The following is a 17,892-nucleotide window of genomic DNA, read 5'->3' as shown; positions in this document are numbered from 1 at the left end:
GTCACCATCTTTTTTCACCAAATTCGGCGCTTTCCGCGACATCGCGTCACAAATTCGCGCATGGCACCAGAGCCAGACCCGCTACAATCGCTGCCCGTAGTTTTGAACGTGTCAAATTGATCATGGGTCTGGGCTGGTTCGGATTGTCGACCTTGTGGCTGTTGCCGCTCGTATGGCAAACAGTGGGGCGTGTGCTGGCTGGCGAGCGGCGGCTGCTTGGTCGTGGCTCGCTGCGCGTGCTGCTTGGCACGGTACTCGTGCTGGGTGCCAGCGCCACGCTTGAATCGCTGACTGGCGGCGAAGGCGAGACCGCGGGCGGTGCCGTCGGGCACGCGCTGGCCGGCGTGGTGTCCGGAATGCTCGGCTGGACCGGCGCGCTGCTGATGATGCTGGCGGTGCTGGGCCTGACCGCGCCCATGGTGTTCGGCGAGACATGGCGCAGCCTGTTCCTGCTGCGCAAGCCGCGCGTGGAAAGTGACGAGGACCGGGGCGACACCCGGACGAAGTCGCGCGCCGATTCCCGATTCGAATCACGAGGCAGCGCCCGTACAACAGATTCCCGTCACGACGCGCGCAGCGAACCGCGCGGCGATTTCCGTAGCGATAGCGCCGCGCCGCAGGCTTCGCCGCGTGATTCCGTCGAGCGCTGGGAGACCACTTCGCTGCCTGCGCAGTCGGCCGGCGGCTGGCAGGCCACGCAGACGCGCCAGAAAGGTATCGAGGCGGTTTCCGCCCGCCGTCAGCCCGCGTGGCAACCGCCGCCCCGCACGCGTGAGTCGCCCCCGCAACCGGGCGAGATCTGGCTGCATCATGCCGAGGCGCCAGGCGCGGTGAAGCCGGTGACGCCGAAGCCTGCTCCGTCTTCCGCCCAGAAGCCTTCCTCGACGCCACCCACGCCTCGCGCGGCCAACCCTGTGCCGACGGCCGCCCGTCCCGCCGCTGCCGCACCGGTCCAGGCGAAGGCGGAAGCCACGGTTGCGCCGAAGCCGGCAGCACCGCGCGCGACGGTGGTCAGCAGCCCGTTCCGTAATCCGCAGCTCGGCCTGCGCTCGGCAATCACCACGCTGCCCGAGCCTGCGGTTGCGACCACGGTGGCCGCGTCGGCAGCTACCGTCGCCCCGGCTGCCACGGCGGAGGTTGTCGAACAGGCGATAGATATTGCGGCTGTCGCGGCTGTTGCGGCTGTCGCGGACGACCTTGCCGTCGAACGTCAGGATGCGCCCGCTGCGTTGGAAACGTCCGCAGTGGACGGCCAATCCGAGGCGTCTGGCGAAATGCCGGAATCGTCAGTGACGATGGACGCGATTCGCGACGAGGCGCTGGCCCTGTTGGCGGAATTGCAGGCGCTGGCCGGCCGGCACGTGCAGCCATCGGTGGCAGTGGAGCCTTCGCCGGTGGCAGAGGCAGTGGCCGAAGCCGCGCCGATGGAAGCCGAGGCGCTGCCGGCACCGATCGCGGAGCCGGTATTGGCTGACGTCCCGGACGTGCCAGCCGAGCAGGGCGATGCCGACGACATGGCGATCCAGTTGGCCGTGGCGGCTTCAATGGCCGAGGCGGAGATCGCCCAAGCGGAAGCCATCGATGAGGCGCCAGCCGAAGCCGAAGCCGCAACTGCAACCGCAGAACAAGAGACCACCGAAGCGATCCTCGCCGAGGCCGTCCCGGCCAGCGACGAAGCCAGCACCCCGGTGGTCGATGCCGGCGATCCCGAGTCTGACGAATCCCGAATCGAATTGCAGGCGGAAGCGGAGGAAGCAGGGGAGGGCGAAGATCAGGCCGACGACAGCCAGACCGACGACCCGTCCGCCGTGGTGGATGCCAACACCTTCGTCCAGCCAACGCCCAAGCCACGCATCGTCCTGCCGGCCGTAGTCGGGCGGACGGTGGCACTTGGCGCCCAGGCGCCGGCGACGGTTGCCCCGGTGATGGCCGCGCCTGTGCCGCCGTCACCCCCGGCAGCGCCCCCTGCGCCGCCAGCGCCGCGAATCGTCGACTACCGCCTGCCGGGCGCCAGCCTGCTGGAAGCGGCCGACGAGAACGCCGAGCAGGTGTCCGAGGAACGGCTAGAGCAGACCGGCGAACTGATCGCCCAGCGCCTGGCCGAGTTCAAGGTGCCGGTGTCCGTGGTCGGAGCCAGCGCGGGTCCGGTCATCACACGATTTGAAGTAGACCCGGCGATGGGCGTGCGCGGCGCGCAGGTGGTGGGCCTGATGAAGGATCTGGCCCGCGCGCTGGGCGTGACATCGATCCGCGTGGTCGAGACGATTCCAGGCAAGACCTGCATGGGTCTGGAACTGCCGAACGCGAAGCGGCAGATGATCCGCCTGTCCGAAATCGTCAATGGCGGAGCTTTCCAGGCGCACGCGTCGAAGCTCGTGCTGGCCATGGGCAAGGACATCACCGGCAACCCGGTGGTGACCGATCTGGCGCGCGCGCCGCACCTGCTGGTGGCCGGCACGACCGGCTCGGGCAAGTCGGTGGCCGTCAACGCCATGATCCTGTCGATGCTGTACAAGGCCACGCCGGAAGACGTGCGCCTGATCATGATCGACCCGAAGATGCTCGAGTTGTCGGTCTACGAGGGCATTCCGCACCTGCTGGCGCCCGTGGTCACGGACATGAAGCAGGCCGCGCACGCGCTCAACTGGTGCGTCGGGGAAATGGAAAAGCGCTACCGGCTGATGTCGGCGCTCGGTGTACGCAATCTGGCGGGCTACAACCAGAAGATTCGCGTGGCGGAAGCCGCCGGGGAGAAGGTGCCGAACCCGTTCTCGCTGACGCCGGATGCGCCCGAGCCGCTGTCCACGCTGCCGCTGATCGTGGTGGTGATCGACGAGCTGGCCGATCTGATGATGGTGGCCGGCAAGAAGATTGAGGAATTGATCGCCCGGCTGGCGCAGAAGGCGCGCGCGGCCGGCATCCACCTGATCCTGGCTACGCAGCGGCCGTCGGTGGACGTGATCACGGGCCTGATCAAGGCCAATATCCCGACCCGCGTGGCGTTCCAGGTGTCTTCGAAGATCGACTCGCGCACGATCCTGGACCAGATGGGCGCCGAGAGTCTGCTGGGGCAAGGCGACATGCTGTTCCTGCCGCCGGGCACAGGCTATCCTCAGCGTGTGCACGGCGCATTCGTGGCCGACGAGGAAGTGCATCGCGTGGTCGAACACTGGAAGCAGTTCGGCGAGCCTGACTACGACGAGGCGATCCTGGCAGGCGACGCGCCCGAAGGCGCCGCGGATCTGTTCGGCGACAGCGGTGGCGACGGCGAGTCCGACCCGCTCTACGATGAGGCCGCCCAATTCGTGCTGACATCGCGGCGCGCGTCGATTTCCGCCGTGCAGCGGCAACTGCGCATCGGCTACAACCGTGCCGCGCGCCTTATCGAACAGATGGAAGCGGCGGGGCTGGTATCCCCGATGGGCCGCAACGGCACGCGCGAAGTGCTGGCGCCGGGGCCGTCCGACTAAGGAACTGACGATGACGGCGACCACCGGCAATCTACTGCGAGACGTACCGGTTCACGCATCGGCGGAGATCTTTGCCGATCTGATGGAATGGCAGGCGGCGGGCCGGGTGCGCATCGAGCGCATCGTCTCGAACGGCCAGGCCAGCGCGCCCGGCTTCTGGTACGACAGCACCGACGACGAGTGGGTGCTCGTGATCAGCGGCAGCGCCGCCGTGGAAGTCGACGACGGCACGACGCACACGTTGGGCGCCGGTGACTGGCTTCATTTGCCGGCCCACTGCCGCCACCGCGTGGCAAGGACCGATGCGGCACAGCCGACCATCTGGCTGGCGATCCACGTCTCCCCGGCGGCCACCTGATCCGCCTGACACGCTTGATCTGCCGCGGCGCTTGCCGGATGCCCTTATGATGGGGGGACATCACCGAGCGGAGGCTTCGGCTTGTCTCATTCATTCACGCGGTTCGCCCTCCGGCAATGCCGCTTCCTTGGCGCGCTGTTAGTGCTGTTGGTCATGGCCTGTGGTCCGGCTGCCGGCGCCGACACGCTGCGCATCGGTTCCAAGCGCTTTACCGAGTCGTACATCCTGGGCGAGATCCTGAGGCAGGTTGCCGAGCCGCACGGCCCGGTGCGATATCTGCCGGGGCTGGGCAACACCGCCATCGTGTTCCAGGCGCTCCAGGCCGGAAGCATCGACCTATACCCGGACTACACCGGCACGCTCGCCAGCGAGATCCTGAGACTACCCGGTACCGCCACGCTGGAGCAGATCAACGCCGCGCTGGCGCCAATGGGATTGGGCGCGGCCATCGCGCTCGGCTTCGACAATACCTATGCGATCGCGGTCTCCGATGCCCAGCCAGTCAGCCTGCGCGCGCTTGGCGACCTTGCGGGGCAGCCGGAGCTGCGGATCGCCCTGTCGCACGAGTTTCTTGGCCGTGCCGATGGCTGGCCCGCGCTCAAGCGCGCGTATGGACTGCCTCAGCGGCCATCCGGGATCGATCATGGCCTCGCCTACGAGGCATTGGCTCACGGACAGATTGACGCGACCGACATCTATTCGACCGATGCCAAGATCAGCAAGTACCATCTGCGCGTGCTCGAGGACAACCAGCGCGTGTTTCCGCGCTACGAGGCGGTGATCGTCTACCGGCTCGACGTGCCGACGCGTCATGCGGCGGCGTGGCAGGCACTGCGGCGTCTGGCTGGCACCATCGGAACGCAGGACATGATCGCCATGAATGCGGCAGCGGAAGTCGATGGGAAGACGTTCTCTGCTGTGGCCCGCAATTTCCTGTCCGGGCATCCAGGGGTATCGGCGGACGGTGTGGCGAGATCGGATCAGCGCGACAACCTGGCGGGGATGCTGACGAACGCGGAGACCGGGCGCCTGACTGTCCGGCATCTGGCGCTGGTCGGCGGCTCGGTGGGGGCCGCCACGCTGGTCGGCGTGCCGCTGGGTGTGGTGGCTGCGCGCCGGCGCCGGTTCGGTCAGGTGCTACTGGCCTTAGTCGGTATGTTGCAGACCATCCCGTCATTGGCGCTGCTGGCGATGCTGATACCGGCGCTGGGCCGCATCGGCATCTGGCCGGCACTGGTCGCGCTGTTCCTCTATGCTTTGCTGCCGATCGTGCGCAACGCGTGCACCGGGTTGCAGGAAGTGCCGGCGGGGATGCGCGATGCCGCCCTGGCACTGGGGATGCGGCCGTTGCAAGTGCTCTGGTACGTGGAGTTGCCGCTCTCCCTGCCGGTGTTGCTGGCCGGTATCAAGACCGCAGCCATCATCAGCGTAGGCACGGCGACCATCGCTGCGTTTGTCGGCGCGGGCGGGTACGGCGAGCGGATCGTGACCGGACTGGCGCTGAACGACGCCACCCAGCTTCTCGGCGGCGCGATTCCGGCCGCGCTGCTGGCATTGGTGGTGCAGGGTGGCTTTGGTCTGGCCGAATACTTGCGGGATCGAAAGCGTGCACGCATGGCGAAATTTGGGTAACAATGCGGTGTCCCCGAGGTGCATCACAACAAGAACGGTACCGCGATGCGTGGATTCGCAATCGGATGGCTGGCATGGATGACGTGGCTGTCGGTGAGCGCCGCATGGGCGGCGCCGCCCACTGCTTTCCAGGCGCAGGTAGAGCGCGGCCGCTACCTGGCGCGTGTCGCCAATTGCGTTGCCTGTCACACCGCCGAGGGCGGGGCGCCGATGGCCGGCGGGTTGCCACTGCAGACGGGTGCCGGCACCGTCTACTCCACCAATATCACGCCTGAGGCCAGTACCGGCCTGGGCCGCTATTCGCTCGACGACTTTGACCGTGCTGTACGGCGCGGCGTGGCCCGTGACGGCCGGCGCCTGTATCCCGCCATGCCGTATCCGTCGTACGCGCGTATGACACGAGACGACGTGGCCGCCGTGTATGCGTGGCTGCGTGCCGAGGTCAAGCCGGTAGCGCAGACCAATCGTGATGCGCAGATGCGCTGGCCATACAGCATGCGGTGGCTCATGGTGCCGTGGAACCTGCTCCATCTGGAGGAAGGGCCGATACCGGCCAGCGCTGACCGGGGCGCGGCGTGGAATCGCGGCGCTTATCTCGTCCAGGCCGTGGCGCACTGTGGCGCCTGTCATACCCCGCGTGGCACGCTGTTCGGCGAGAAAGGGACCGATACACGCAGCCGCGAGTTTCTGTCCGGCGCAACGGTCGAGGGGTGGTCGGCCACGAACCTGACCGGCGACATGCTGACCGGGCTCGGCGCCTGGTCGCTGGCGGAGATCGTCGAGTATCTGCATACGGGGCGCAACGCCCATGCCACATCGTTCGGGCCGATGTCGACAGTCATTGCCTCGTCAACCCAGTACATGACCCCCGGCGATCTCGACGCCGTGGCGACCTATCTCAAGTCGATCCCGGGCGCGCGCCGGGAGGCTGAGCCGTTTCGTTATGACGCAACCGTTGCCACGCAACTCGAACAGGGCCGGTTCGATACCGCCGGCGCGCGCCAGTACGCGACCTACTGCATGCCTTGCCACAACGCCAGCGGCAAGGGCTACGAGCGGGTATTTCCGCCACTGGCTGGCAACCCGACGGTGGTGGACCCGAATCCCGCATCGCTGGTGAACCTGCTGCTCAACGGCGCAGTCACGGCGCGGGTCAACACCGCGCCCACGGACTACCACATGCCCGGCTATGGCTGGACCATGGAAGACCAGGAACTGGCACATTTGCTGACCTTCATCCGCAGCAGCTGGGGGAATCGCGCCGCGCCCGTGACGGCGCAAGCCGTGGCGGAACGCCGCAAGGCAACAGGAAAGCAGGCGACAAACGCACGATGACCATTACTCGCAGAGACTTCCTGAATGGTACGGCGCTGACGATTGCCGCAGGGCTCGCGCCCACCAGCGTGCTGCGTGCCGCGGAGGCGCAGGGTCCTGCCTATCCTCCCGCGCTGACTGGCCTGCGCGGCAACCACCCCGGCACGTTTACGCTCGCACATAGCCTGGCGCGGGAGGGTGCGAAGTATCCGGGCGTGCTGGCGCGCGAATCTTATGACCTGGTGGTGGTCGGTGGCGGCATCGGTGGGCTGGCTGCGGCGTGGTTCTACCAGCAGCGCTTCGGTGGCAACGCGCGCATCCTGATCCTCGACAACCACGATGACTTCGGCGGCCACGCCAAGCGGAACGAGTTCACGGTGCGTGGCCGCACGCTGGTTACCTACGGCGGCAGTGCCGAGATGCCGCCGTCGGCCAACGACAATGCGGCCGTCCGGGCGTTGCTGGCGGGGCTCGACCTCGCGCCGAGGATCCAGGCGCGCCCCGGGGACGACTATGCGCGGCGCGGCCTTGGGCGTGCTGTGTTCTTCGATGCCGAGCATTTTGGGCGCGATCAGTGGCTGGCTGGCGATCCGTTCGCGGCGCTGGTCGACGCGCGCAATGCTGGAGTGCGTCCAGCACCGGAAGATCTGGGCGCCTTCCTGAACGCCGCGCCGTTGCCCGCGGCCGACCGGCAGGCGCTTCAGCGTCTGGCGCAAGGTGAGACCGACTATCTGCCAGGCATGGCTGGCGAGGCGCGCGCCCGTTACGCGCAATCCACGCGCTATGCGGTGTTTCTGCGCGAGAAGGCTGGACTAGGGCTACCGGGGCTGCGGTTCCTGCGTAGCCGCAGCCAGGACGCCTACGCGCTCGATGCCGACGGCATTACGGTGGCCCAGGCCATCTCGATCGGATTGCCGGCCGGTGCCGGCATGGCCGCCCCGGCGATCGACCCGAGGCTGGGCAAGTCACCGGCCTCGCGGCTCTGGTTCCCGGACGGCAATGCCACACTGGCGCGCTCGCTGGCAAGCAAGCTGGTGCCAGGCGTGGCGGCGCAGGGAGGGGATATCGTCGGCGCGCGTTTCGACTACGGCAAGCTCGACCGGGAAGGGAATCCGGTGCGTATCCGTTTGAACAGCACCGCCATCGCGATCGAACCAGACGTGCGGATCACGCGCGTGACCTACGGGTGGCAGGGCAACCTGCAACGCGTGGAAGCCGCGCACGTGGTCGTGGCCGGCTACGACATGATGGTGCCGTTCATTCTGCCTTCCTTGCCGGTGCCGGCCAAGGCCGCGCTGCGCGCGTGCGTGAAGGCGCCGCTCGTTTACACCAAGGTGGCACTCGACAACTGGCGTGCGTTCGATGCGCTGAAAACGTGGCGAATCCATGCGCCGACCATGGCCTACTCGGACCTCTGGCTCGAATCCGCGCCGGGCGGCAAGGATGACCCGGTGGTGCTCCACATGCTCTATGTACCGACCGTGCCCGATAGCGGCATGTCGGCCCGCGAGCGGTTCCGCGCCGGTCGTGCCTTTCTGCTTGGTACGCCGTTCGAGGTGCTCGAGCGCGACATCCGCGCCCAGCTCGACCGTATGCTGGCTGCCGGTGGTTTCAAGTCAGCCCGGGATATCCAGGGCATTACCGTCAATCGCTGGGCGCACGGATACAGCTACATGCCATCCGGGCTCGCGCCCGACGACGCAAACCTGCAAGTTGCGCTGGAGCAGGCTGGGCGGGGTGTGGGGAACATCCGCATCGCGGGGGCCGATACGGCCGGGAGCCCGTCGGTAACCGCAGCGATCGAGCAGTCAATGCGGGCGGTGGGGTCTCTCAATCCCAAGACCTGAGTGAGTGCGGGGGCGGGTCAGCGCGACGGCTTGCGTCCGTCACGCGCTGACGCGAGGCGCAGCCGGCGCACGACCTGGCCGGTTGTGCGCGCAACTCGCCAGGAGTGGTCAGCCCATAACAAACTTCTGCAGCAGGCGCCGGAATTCGTCGAACTCTTCGGGCGTGAATTCCTTCAGTCGCTCATTCAGCACTTCCGGTGCGATCGACGGGATCTCTGCCGAAACCAGTCTGCCCTTGGAGGTCAGGGTCAGATTCACCACGCGACGGTCGTCGATGCTGCGGCTGCGTTCCAGCAGGCCTTTTTCCTCGAGCCGGTCGAGCATGCGCGTCATCAGGCCGCTGTCGATGCCGAGCAGCTTGCTGATCTCAAACGGCGTGCCCGCCATGCCGCGGGTCAGCGCCAGCAGGATACCCATCTGTTGCCCGTTGATATCCAGGGGACGTAATGCGGAATCCATTTCCAGAAGCAGGCTGTTGCGTGCCTTGTTCAGGTGGAAACCAATGCTCTGGGTGAGATGGAAGTTCTCGGGTGTGTAGTGTTTCACTATCGTGTCCTTTTTCGATGATCGAGAGACTTGTGATGCAGACACTTGCCGAAAAGAAGTCTGGCGAATTCGCGACAGAATGGGAATTTAGTTTTGTTGTGAGTCGATGTAGAAGAAATGAAATTGAGTGCGATTTCCCGAAACCGCCGTCTGGCGCGGATGTCCGGTCATTGGAAATGCCCCAATTGGGGTATTCGAAAAGGTGCGCGGGGAAAAAAGTCTAAATTCTGCGGACGAGAAAGTTCATGACGCATAGCGCCGCGTCGCGCGCGTTGCTCCGGTACAGTCGCGGATAAATCAGAAAAAGGGATCGAAGTGTCACTCCATTCGACCCCGGCAAACTGAGTAAGGGGCGGTGTCCCGCAGTGGACCGTCTTCGCCGGTTCCAATATGACATCTGGAAAATGACGCGCGCGATTCTGATATCTGCATTGGCGCTGCTGGCTGCCGCCGCCGGATCTCCCGTTTATGGGCAGGCCCAGCCTGAAGATCCGAGCCAATCTCAGACGCAAACGCAAACGGAATCCACAAAACCGCCCGAATCCGCCAAGCCGGCGGACCAGATGCAACCTCCGGCAAAGAAGAAACTGACGTTCTTCGATCCGGAAGACGGGAAGCTCGACATGAGCGACTTCCTGCTCAATCACAAGGGCGCGCTGCCGGTGCCGACGATCATCACCGAACCGGCGGTGGGTTACGGCTTTGGGCTCGGGCTGCTGTTTTTCTCCGAATCCATGGCGGATGTGGCCGCCGAGGCCCGGGCCAGTGGCAAGGGGCCGGCGCCGCCGAATATCACGGTGCTGGGCGGTGCCTATACCGATAACGGTACGTGGGCGGCCGGCTTCGGGCATTTCCACACCTGGGATGGCGATCGCATCCGTTATCTGGGCGGTATCGGCAAGGTGGACGCCAATCTCGAGTACTTCGGCGTCTCGAACCAGCCGCGATCCTATGAGCTGAGCGGCTTCGCGCTGGTGCAGCAGTTGCTGATCCGGGTGGGCGACACACACTGGTTCATCGGTCCGCGCTACGTATTTGCCGATACGTCCGCAACGTTCAAGTTCGGCAATTCGGCGCAGGAACTGGGTAGCTTCGAGCGCGACCAGCGTATCGGCAAGGGCGGTATCGTCATCGACTACGACTCGCGCGACAACATCTTCTATCCGAACAAGGGCAGCTACGCCGAACTGGAAGTGCAGTTCGCGCGAGCCGGCTTCGGCAGCACACAGACGTTTGACATGTACAACGCGCGTGGCTTCACGTGGATTCCGGTGGCCCGTACGCTGATTCTCGGCTTGCGTGGCGATACGCGTTTCTCCACGGGTGATGTGCCGTTCTACGCGCAGCCCTATGTGGACCTGCGCGGTGTGCAGAAGGGACGCTATCAGGACCGCAATGCCGTGATGACCGAAGTCGAACTGCGCTGGGACGTCACGCCGCGCTGGTCGCTGCTGGCGTTCTCCGGCGCGGGCAAGGCGTACGGACGGTGGAACGATTACTCCGATGCGTCCACCGTGGTCAGCGTCGGTGGCGGTTTCCGCTACATGATCGCCCGCAAGCTGGGCCTGTCGATGGGTATCGACGTGGCGCACAGCCGTGACCAGAATGCGTTCTATATCCAGGTGGGTAGCGCATGGCACTAGCCGGGCAAGCGTGACGCCACGGATGCTGAAACGGGCCCATACGGGCCCGTTTCCTTATGCCACGGCCGGGAAGTCCAGGGTCGTGTCGTTGACGCGATTGATCATGTTGGTGAACAGGATCGCGCTGATGGCCTGAATGGCCTCGACGATCTGCCCATCGCTGTAGCCAGCGGCGCGTATCGCCTCCAGGCTTGCGGCAGGTACCGTGCCGCGCGTGCTCACCAGTTCCACCGCGAAGCGGGTCAGCGCGTCAATCTTTGCGTCCTCTGGGTAGCTGCCCCGACGGAGCTGGCACATCTGATCGCCGGTATAGCCGGCCATCTTGCCCGTCAGCGTATGTGCAGCCACACAGTAGTCGCAACCGCTGTGCTCGCTCACGGAGAGGTTGATGGCTTCCAGTTCACGCGCCGACAGGTTGCCCTTCTTGAGCGCCGCATTTGTCTGCAGCGCCTGCGCGAGCACAGCCGGCGCATTGCTGCCGATCGTCGCGTAGGCGTTCGGCACCTTGCCGATAGCACCGCGGAGCGCGCCAAAAAGTTCGGCGGTCTGGCCGGTGGCGTCCTGGACGGCGATGGTATGCAGGCGGGTGGTCATGGTCTTTCTCCTTCGTGTCACGGGTATCGGGGTTCGGAGGCGCTGGTATATGGCAGCGCTTCCATGGACTCCATGGTAGGTGCGAGTGCGATTCGGATGGATTAGAATCGGCTCATCTTTTTGCTCGATCGTCTCACGTCGGGGCGTGCTCCATGGACAGCCTTAGCGAACTCGTGCGCCTGCTGGCCCCAGCCGGCACGGTAGACCTCCATTGCCGCGTGGCGGGCGCGTGGTCGGCCCACAATGAACAGGCGCCACCCGGTCACGTGCCGTACCACGTGATCCTGGATGGGCAGGCCAGCGTGCAGGTGGGCAAGGAGACGCTGCAGGTTGGCATGGGCGATGTGCTGCTGTTTCCGCACGGCGCCGCCCATACGCTGCATGGCATGCAGGGCGGCCGGCGCAGGGCGGCGGAGTCGCGGCAGTTCAACGGGGTGGTGACAGAAGTGTCGGTGCCGGGCGCGGCGGCGCCGCTCGACATCCTGTGCGGCACGTTCGTGCTTGGCAGCGCGTCCAAGGTTCTGCTGAGCGCGTTGCCAGAGATGCTGTGCGTCGGCACAAGAGGCAACGGCGATGGTGAAGGTGAGGGCGGCGCGGACGATCTGGCCTGGCTGCGCGGCCTGATCGGCATGATGCATGCAGAAGCGGAGCGCCCCGGCCCGGGTAGCGCTGCGATCATCGCCGATCTCTCGACCGCGCTGTTCACCGTGCTGCTGCGCACGCTGATCGCCCAAGGGGGTGTTTCGCAGGGCGTCATTGCCTTGATGGCCGACCCTCGGATGGCGCGCGCCGTCGACGCTGTGGTCCGGGCGCCCGAGAAGCCGTGGACTCTCGACAGTCTCGCTCAGGTTTGCAACGTGTCACGCGCCACGCTGGCGCGTCGCTTCTCGCAACTGGGCATGACGCCGCTGGAACTGGTGACGACGTTGCGCATGGAACGCGCCGCGCGGCTGCTGCGTCAGGATGGCCTGTCGGCGGCGGCCGTGGCTGAACAGTGCGGATATGCGTCGCAGGCGGCGTTTGGCCGTGTTTTCGCGCAGCAGTTCGGCATCGGGCCGGGCGCATACCGGCGGCAGCATCGCGCGCTGCGCCATGGCGCCTGAGACCCTACTACCGATGATTTGACACCAACTGGATTGACGAATGCCCTCCGCGACCAGACCCAATGACAACTGGGACGACTACCGGTACTTCCTGGCCGTTGCCCGATCGGGCACGCTCTCCGCGGCTGCCGAGCAACTCGGCACAGAGCACACGACGGTGGCACGCCATATCCACGCACTTGAGCGGACCCTCAATACGCGCCTGTTTCACAAGAGCCATACGGGCTATGCGCTGACCGATGCGGGCGAGCGACTGCTGGCCACCGCCGAGACGATCGAAGGCGCGCTACTTGCCTCGAAGGCTGCGGCGGCAGGCGAGCAGGAGATCGCCGGCATCGTGCGGATCGGCGCGCCCGACGGCTTCGGCAGCATGTTCCTGGCGCCGCGCATCCATGCGCTGACCGAACGGCACCCCAGGCTCGAGGTGGAAATCTTCGCCGCCGCCCGGATCTTCAGCCTGACCCGTCGCGAAGCCGATATCGCCATCGGCCTGTCGGGCGCGGAGCATCTGCGTGTGGCGTCGCGCCGACTGACCGACTACCGTATGTTCGTCTACGGAACGAAGTCGTACCTGAAGCGCGCTGCGCAGATTCGTACCAAGGCAGACCTCGCGCAGCATCCCTTCGTCGGCTACGTGGAGGAATTGCTGTTCTCGCCCGAGTTAAGCTTTTCCGGCGCGGTCGGTGTCGAGCTTCCGGCGCGTGTGCGCTGCACGAACCTGCTGACCCAGGTTCACGCCACGCTCTCCGGACATTGCCTCTGCATTATCCCGGCCTACGTGGCGGCGGATTTCCCCGCGCTGGTGCCGGTGCTGCCCGATGCCGTGGCCGTGACGCGTACATTCCACATGCACGTTCACGAGGACCACTGGAAATCGGCGCATGTGCGTGCCGTGGCCAACTTTATCGCCGAGGAAGTCGAGGCGAATACCGGGCTGTTCCTCGACGGTACGGGCTGATCGGTCACTGTAGTGAAAGGGTGAGGTTGTGCATCTTTGCACAACCGATGCGGATTTGCGGCCTGTCGTTGTGCACGATCTCGGCGAATAATTGCCGCATGTCAGGTTTGCTGCCCACCGCCATGTCCGCCCCCGCATCCACGCCCCCGTCTTCTGCCAGTTCTGCCAGTGCCGCCACGTCCGCCATACCTGCCGGCTCGCGCCACCTGCGCACGCTCACGCAAGTTGGCGGGCTCCTCGCCGTCTGGTTTGCCGCCGATTCGCTCACCCGGGCGTTCGGGTGGTCGATGTCGCCAGGGGTGCTGGGGCTGCTGGGCGTGCTGGTCCTGCTGCTGTCCGGCCGCCTTCAGGTCGGCTGGGTCAAGGATGGGGCCAACTGGCTGCTTGGCGAGCTGGTGCTGTTTTTCATCCCGTGCGTGGTGGCCGTGATCAACTATTTGCCGCTGTTCCGGCGCGAGGGCGTCCAGCTCGTCATCGCCGTAACGGCAGGCACGGTGCTCGTCATGGCCGCCACGGCGCTGGCGGTCCATGCCGGCTGCCGGCTGGAGGCGCAGTTGGAGGCGCGGCGGGTGCGGGCGCGCTCGAACGGAGCACAGTGAGATGCCTGCGCTCTCCGGTTTGCATCTGGCCACGTCCGTGGCGTCGTTTCTCTGCCTGGCATGGACCGTCGCGCTGTACTTCGCGGTCAAGCCGCTGTACCAGCGCCTGCCACGGATCTGGCTGTCGCCGGCGATCGTCGTGCCGGCACTGACCATCCCGCTGCTGCTGATCACCGGTATTCCCTACGCCGAGTACGTTGCCGATACCCGGTGGATGGTCTGGCTGCTCGGACCGGCCACGATCGCGTTCGCCGTGCCGATCTATGAGCACCGCGAGATCGTGCGCCGTCACTGGATCGCGCTGGCACTTGGCGTGATCGCCGGGATGCTGGTGGCGATGCTCAGCGCGCGGCTGCTGGCCGAGGCATTTCATTTCAGCAGCGAGGTGTCGAGCAGCCTGATGGCGCGTTCCGTATCCACGCCGTTCGCTGTGGCCGTCGTCGCGCATACGGGCGGGTCCGCCGAACTGGTGTCGCTGTTCACCGTAATGACCGGACTCGCCGGCATGATCGTCGGGGACACGGTGCTCGGCCTGCTGCGCCTGCGCTCGCCCGTGGCGCAGGGTGCATCGCTTGGCACTGCCGCGCATGGTTTCGGCACCGCGCGCGCCCGGCAGCGTCACGCCGAAGAGGGGGTGGTCGCCAGCCTGACGATGGTGCTGGCCGGGGTGCTGATGGTCATCGCCGGCCCAACCTTGACGGGCTGGGTTACGGCGTTGGTGGGCTGAGGCTCCCTGGTTTCAGGTCGACGGCGACGGTCGACCCGTAGTTCATCTCAGGCAGGATCGAATACCCGCCCGGGGTTCAGAATCCCCTTCGGGTCAAGGGCCGCCTTGATTGTGCGCATCAGCGCGAGTTCCTCAGGTGTGCGCGAGTTGCCGAGGTAGGGCTTCTTGTGGATGCCGATGCCGTGCTCCGCCGACACGCTCCCGGCGAACTCGCGAACGATGGCATAGGCTACCGCGTCGATCTCGGCTTCTGGGAACGCCGCCGCGTCCACCTCGGGCAGGTGCACGCTGAAGTGCAGATTGCTGTCGCCGACGTGTCCGAAGTTCACTAGTTCGGCGGTCGGCCATCGTTCCAGGATGGCGCTACGCAGTGCGTCGGCGAACCGCCCGATGCTGCCAATTGGCAGGCTGACGTCGAAGGCCGCGTTCGGTGCCCACATTTGCGGAAACTCGGCCACCGCATCGCGCAGCTTCCAAAAGCTCTCCGCCTCCTTACCACTCGCGGCCACCGCGGCATCGACAATCAGGCCGCTTTCCATCGCGCCTTCCAGCATCCGTTCGAACGCGGCGGCATCGGCATCAGCGTCGCTGCCTTGCAGGTCGACCAGTACATAGAATGGATGCCCGGCCGCAAGCGGTGCGCGTACCCCCGGAACACGCGTGGTGACTAGCGTGTAGTAGTCGGCCCACATCGCTTCGAAGGCAGAGACACGGCCGGAAAGCGCGCGCTGCGCGTGGCGCAGCAGTCGAACCACATCGTCGAAACTGTTCAGCGCGCAGAGCGCCGTCTGCGTGGCAGACGGCAGTGGCGCGAGCCGCAGGACCGCGCGCGTGATCACGCCGAGCGTACCTTCGCTGCCCACGAAAACCTGGCGCAGGTCGTAGCCAGCGTTGTTCTTGAGCATCTTGTTCAGCGATGACAGCACGGTGCCATCGGCCAGCACGACTTCAATCCCGAGTACCTGGTCGCGCATCATGCCGTACCGAATCACGCGATTGCCGCCCGCATTGGTGGCGATGTTGCCGCCGATCTGACAACTGCCGCGTGCGCCGAGATCCACCGCCAGCAACCATCCGGCCGCGCGCGCGGCTTCCTGCGCCGCCTGCAGCGTGGTGCCCGCCCAGACCGTCATCGTGCCAGCCTGCTCGTCGATCTCTTCGACGCCACGCATCCGTTCGAGGGATAGCACGACCTCGCCTTGCCCGGGCGTCGCGGCAGACGCCAGGCCTGTCAGGCCTCCTTGGGGAACGACTGGCTGGCCATGCCTGTGGCATGCGGCAAGGATGGCCGCGACGTCCGCCGTCGTACGCGGCCGCACGACGGCCAGCGGCGGGTTACCCAGCGGCGCGTACCAGTCCTTGCGGAAGCGTGTGTCGATGGCGTCGCCGGTTTGCAGGCCGGCAGGGTCGAGGATCGCGGCGAGTTCAGAGAGGAGGGCGGGTGTATTGGACATCGAGTAGCAGAATGGAAAGGGTCAGCGTATGCCGCGCGACAAAACCTGATCGTAGGAATCCATCACGGCAACGTAAAGTGCCATTCGTCACCTTCGTGATGGCACCAGACATCAAGCGCCGCTCCACGCTTCTGCATTGATCCTCGCGGCAATCGGTTTTGGCGGCTCCTGGGTGCGCGCCAGATGTTCCAGCGCCGGCTCGATGACTTCGGCCAGTTTGCGGAAGGCCGGACCGATCTCGGCTTCGGGCACGCACGCGTAGCCGAGCAGCAGCCCTTGTTGCGTCGCCGCCCCCTCGCTGTAGTAGCGCGAAAGCGGCCGGGCCGATAGCCCCTGCGTGCGCGCGGCCATGCTGATGCCAAGATCATCGGCGCCGCGCGGCAGATGCATCACCATGTGCAGGCCGGCCTCATGCGTGGATGTGGGCCAGTCGGCGCCGAAGCGGTTGGCGATGGCTTCGCGTAACAGCGCCTGGCGCTGCGCGTACCGCTGGCGCATCCGACGGATATGCGTGGCGTAGTGGCCTTCCTCGATGAAGTCCGCCAGCACCGCCTGCTGCACGAGCTGGCCTTCGCGATAGAGCTCGGACAGCCCCGTGGCGAAGTGGGGCGCCAGCGGCTTGGGCAACACCATGAAGCCCATGCGTATGCCCGGGAAGAGCGTCTTCGAGAACGTGCCCATGTAGATCACGCGATCGTTGTCGTCCAGCCCCTGCAACGACGCCACCGGCCTGCCTTCGAAACGGAACTCGCTGTCGTAGTCGTCCTCGATGATCCATGCACCGCGCTGCCGTGCGTATTCGAGCAACATGCGCCGGCGCGAGAGGCTCATCATCATGCCGAGCGGATACTGGTGCGAAGGCGTGACGAAGATGAAGCGTGGCGGATTCTGTAGCGTCGCGGGGCTTGGCGCGATCCCTTCATCGTCGACCGGTACCGGGATTGGCTCCACGCCCGCGCTTGCCAGCAGGCTGCGTGTGCCCCAGTAGCCGGGATCTTCCATCCATGCCTTGTCGCCGGGGTCGGCCAGCAGCCGGGTGGTCAGGTCCACGGCCTGGTGGATGCCGGTGGTCAGGATGATCTGGTCCGGCTCGCAGCGCACGGAACGCACTAGACGCAGGTGTTCGGCCAGCAGCTTCTTCAGCGGCAGGTAGCCGCCGTGATGCGCGTACGTCAGCAACTGCGGGCTTGGATTGCGCCAGTGCTTGTTCAGCAGGCGCGCCCAGACCGCGTGTGGAAATAGCGAGACATCAGGCACGCCCGCGACGAACGCGCCCCATTGGCGATCCGACGCGCTGGCGTGGGACACCAGATGCTGCCCGCGTCGCGACAGCGCGAATCGGTTTGGGTGTTGCTGCACTGCGGGCACAGTGATGGTGCCATTCGCCGCACTCCCGTTGTGCAATGCACGATGGTCGGGAACGGTATGCGACACGAAGGTGCCACTTCCGGTGGATGCGGTCACATAGCCTTCGGCCAATAACTGCTCGTACGCATACAGGACGGTGTTGCGCGAGACACCGATTTCCTTGGCCAGCAGGCGCGACGCCGGCAGCTTGCTACCCGCTGGCACAGCACCTGCAAGGATCTCCTGACGGATGATGGCGTAGAGCTGTCGGTTCATATGCTCGCCCGATTTGCCGGTGAC

14 protein-coding genes are annotated in these 17,892 nt (G+C 65.8%); 10 read left to right on the top strand and 4 right to left on the bottom strand.

Translation table 11 applies throughout. From position 1 onward, the window contains the following. Nucleotides 1-122 precede the first annotated feature (122 nt). From WD006_RS14655 to WD006_RS14635, 5 genes are all read left to right on the top strand, one after another. A complete protein-coding gene (locus WD006_RS14655; protein ID WP_029307976.1) occupies nt 123-3,470 on the top strand; it encodes a DNA translocase FtsK in 3,348 nt (1,115 codons plus the stop codon). 10 nt (nt 3,471-3,480) lie between these two features. Further along, on the top strand, nt 3,481-3,828 hold the full coding sequence (locus tag WD006_RS14650) for a cupin domain-containing protein (protein WP_011516327.1): 348 nt from the start codon (nt 3,481-3,483) through the stop codon (nt 3,826-3,828). 81 nt (nt 3,829-3,909) lie between these two features. Further along, nucleotides 3,910-5,460 carry a glycine betaine ABC transporter substrate-binding protein gene (locus WD006_RS14645; RefSeq protein WP_029307975.1) on the top strand — a complete coding sequence of 517 codons (1,551 nt, stop codon included), beginning with the start codon at nt 3,910-3,912 and terminating at the stop codon, nt 5,458-5,460. Between the two features lie 18 nt (nt 5,461-5,478). Then, a complete protein-coding gene (locus tag WD006_RS14640; protein WP_029307974.1) occupies nt 5,479-6,795 on the top strand; it encodes a cytochrome c in 1,317 nt (438 codons plus the stop codon). After that, the gene (locus tag WD006_RS14635; RefSeq protein ID WP_029307973.1) at nt 6,792-8,621 is read left to right on the top strand and encodes an NAD(P)-binding protein; all 1,830 of its coding nucleotides are present in this window, start codon (nt 6,792-6,794) and stop codon (nt 8,619-8,621) included. Before WD006_RS14640 ends, WD006_RS14635 begins: the two co-directional genes overlap by 4 nt. A 108-nt stretch (nt 8,622-8,729) precedes the next feature. Here the strand turns inward: WD006_RS14635 and WD006_RS14630 are convergent, their stop codons facing one another. After that, nucleotides 8,730-9,167 carry a MarR family winged helix-turn-helix transcriptional regulator gene (locus tag WD006_RS14630; protein ID WP_011516331.1) on the bottom strand — a complete coding sequence of 146 codons (438 nt, stop codon included), beginning with the start codon at nt 9,165-9,167 and terminating at the stop codon, nt 8,730-8,732. A gap of 404 nt (nt 9,168-9,571) precedes the next feature. On the opposite strand from WD006_RS14630, the gene WD006_RS14625 reads away from it, so the two are divergent. Further along, a complete protein-coding gene (locus WD006_RS14625) occupies nt 9,572-10,810 on the top strand; it encodes a BamA/TamA family outer membrane protein (protein WP_029307972.1) in 1,239 nt (412 codons plus the stop codon). Nucleotides 10,811-10,864: 54 nt separating this feature from the next. Here the strand turns inward: WD006_RS14625 and WD006_RS14620 are convergent, their stop codons facing one another. Continuing rightward, nucleotides 10,865-11,404, bottom strand: coding sequence for a carboxymuconolactone decarboxylase family protein (locus tag WD006_RS14620; protein ID WP_011516334.1), 540 nt, complete (start codon nt 11,402-11,404; stop codon nt 10,865-10,867). Nucleotides 11,405-11,556: 152 nt separating this feature from the next. Here WD006_RS14620 and WD006_RS14615 point away from each other — a divergent pair, with 152 nt between their 5' ends. From WD006_RS14615 to WD006_RS14600, 4 genes are all read left to right on the top strand, one after another. Next, nucleotides 11,557-12,507, top strand: coding sequence for a cupin domain-containing protein (locus WD006_RS14615; protein ID WP_011516335.1), 951 nt, complete (start codon nt 11,557-11,559; stop codon nt 12,505-12,507). Nucleotides 12,508-12,547: 40 nt separating this feature from the next. Continuing rightward, nucleotides 12,548-13,465, top strand: coding sequence for a LysR family transcriptional regulator (locus WD006_RS14610; protein WP_008649637.1), 918 nt, complete (start codon nt 12,548-12,550; stop codon nt 13,463-13,465). Nucleotides 13,466-13,563: 98 nt separating this feature from the next. Next, the gene (locus WD006_RS14605) at nt 13,564-14,064 is read left to right on the top strand and encodes a CidA/LrgA family protein (protein WP_234710849.1); all 501 of its coding nucleotides are present in this window, start codon (nt 13,564-13,566) and stop codon (nt 14,062-14,064) included. A 1-nt stretch (nt 14,065) separates the two neighbouring features. After that, nucleotides 14,066-14,791: an LrgB family protein gene (locus WD006_RS14600; protein WP_029307970.1), complete on the top strand. Its 726-nt coding sequence runs from the start codon at nt 14,066-14,068 to the stop codon at nt 14,789-14,791. Nucleotides 14,792-14,838: 47 nt separating this feature from the next. On the opposite strand, the gene WD006_RS14595 is transcribed toward WD006_RS14600, so the two are convergent. After that, nucleotides 14,839-16,245, bottom strand: a complete 1,407-nt coding sequence (locus WD006_RS14595; protein ID WP_029307969.1) for an FAD-binding oxidoreductase — start codon at nt 16,243-16,245, stop codon at nt 14,839-14,841. A gap of 111 nt (nt 16,246-16,356) precedes the next feature. Continuing rightward, nucleotides 16,357-17,892: PLP-dependent aminotransferase family protein (locus tag WD006_RS14590; protein ID WP_425648203.1), on the bottom strand; the 1,536-nt coding region annotated here is incomplete at its 5' end.

The organism is Cupriavidus sp. Met-2 (assembly GCF_049843575.1).
Lineage (GTDB): Bacteria > Pseudomonadota > Gammaproteobacteria > Burkholderiales > Burkholderiaceae > Cupriavidus > Cupriavidus metallidurans.
Note: the sequence above shows the minus strand (reverse complement) of the source record. Positions and strands in the feature narration are given on the sequence as shown.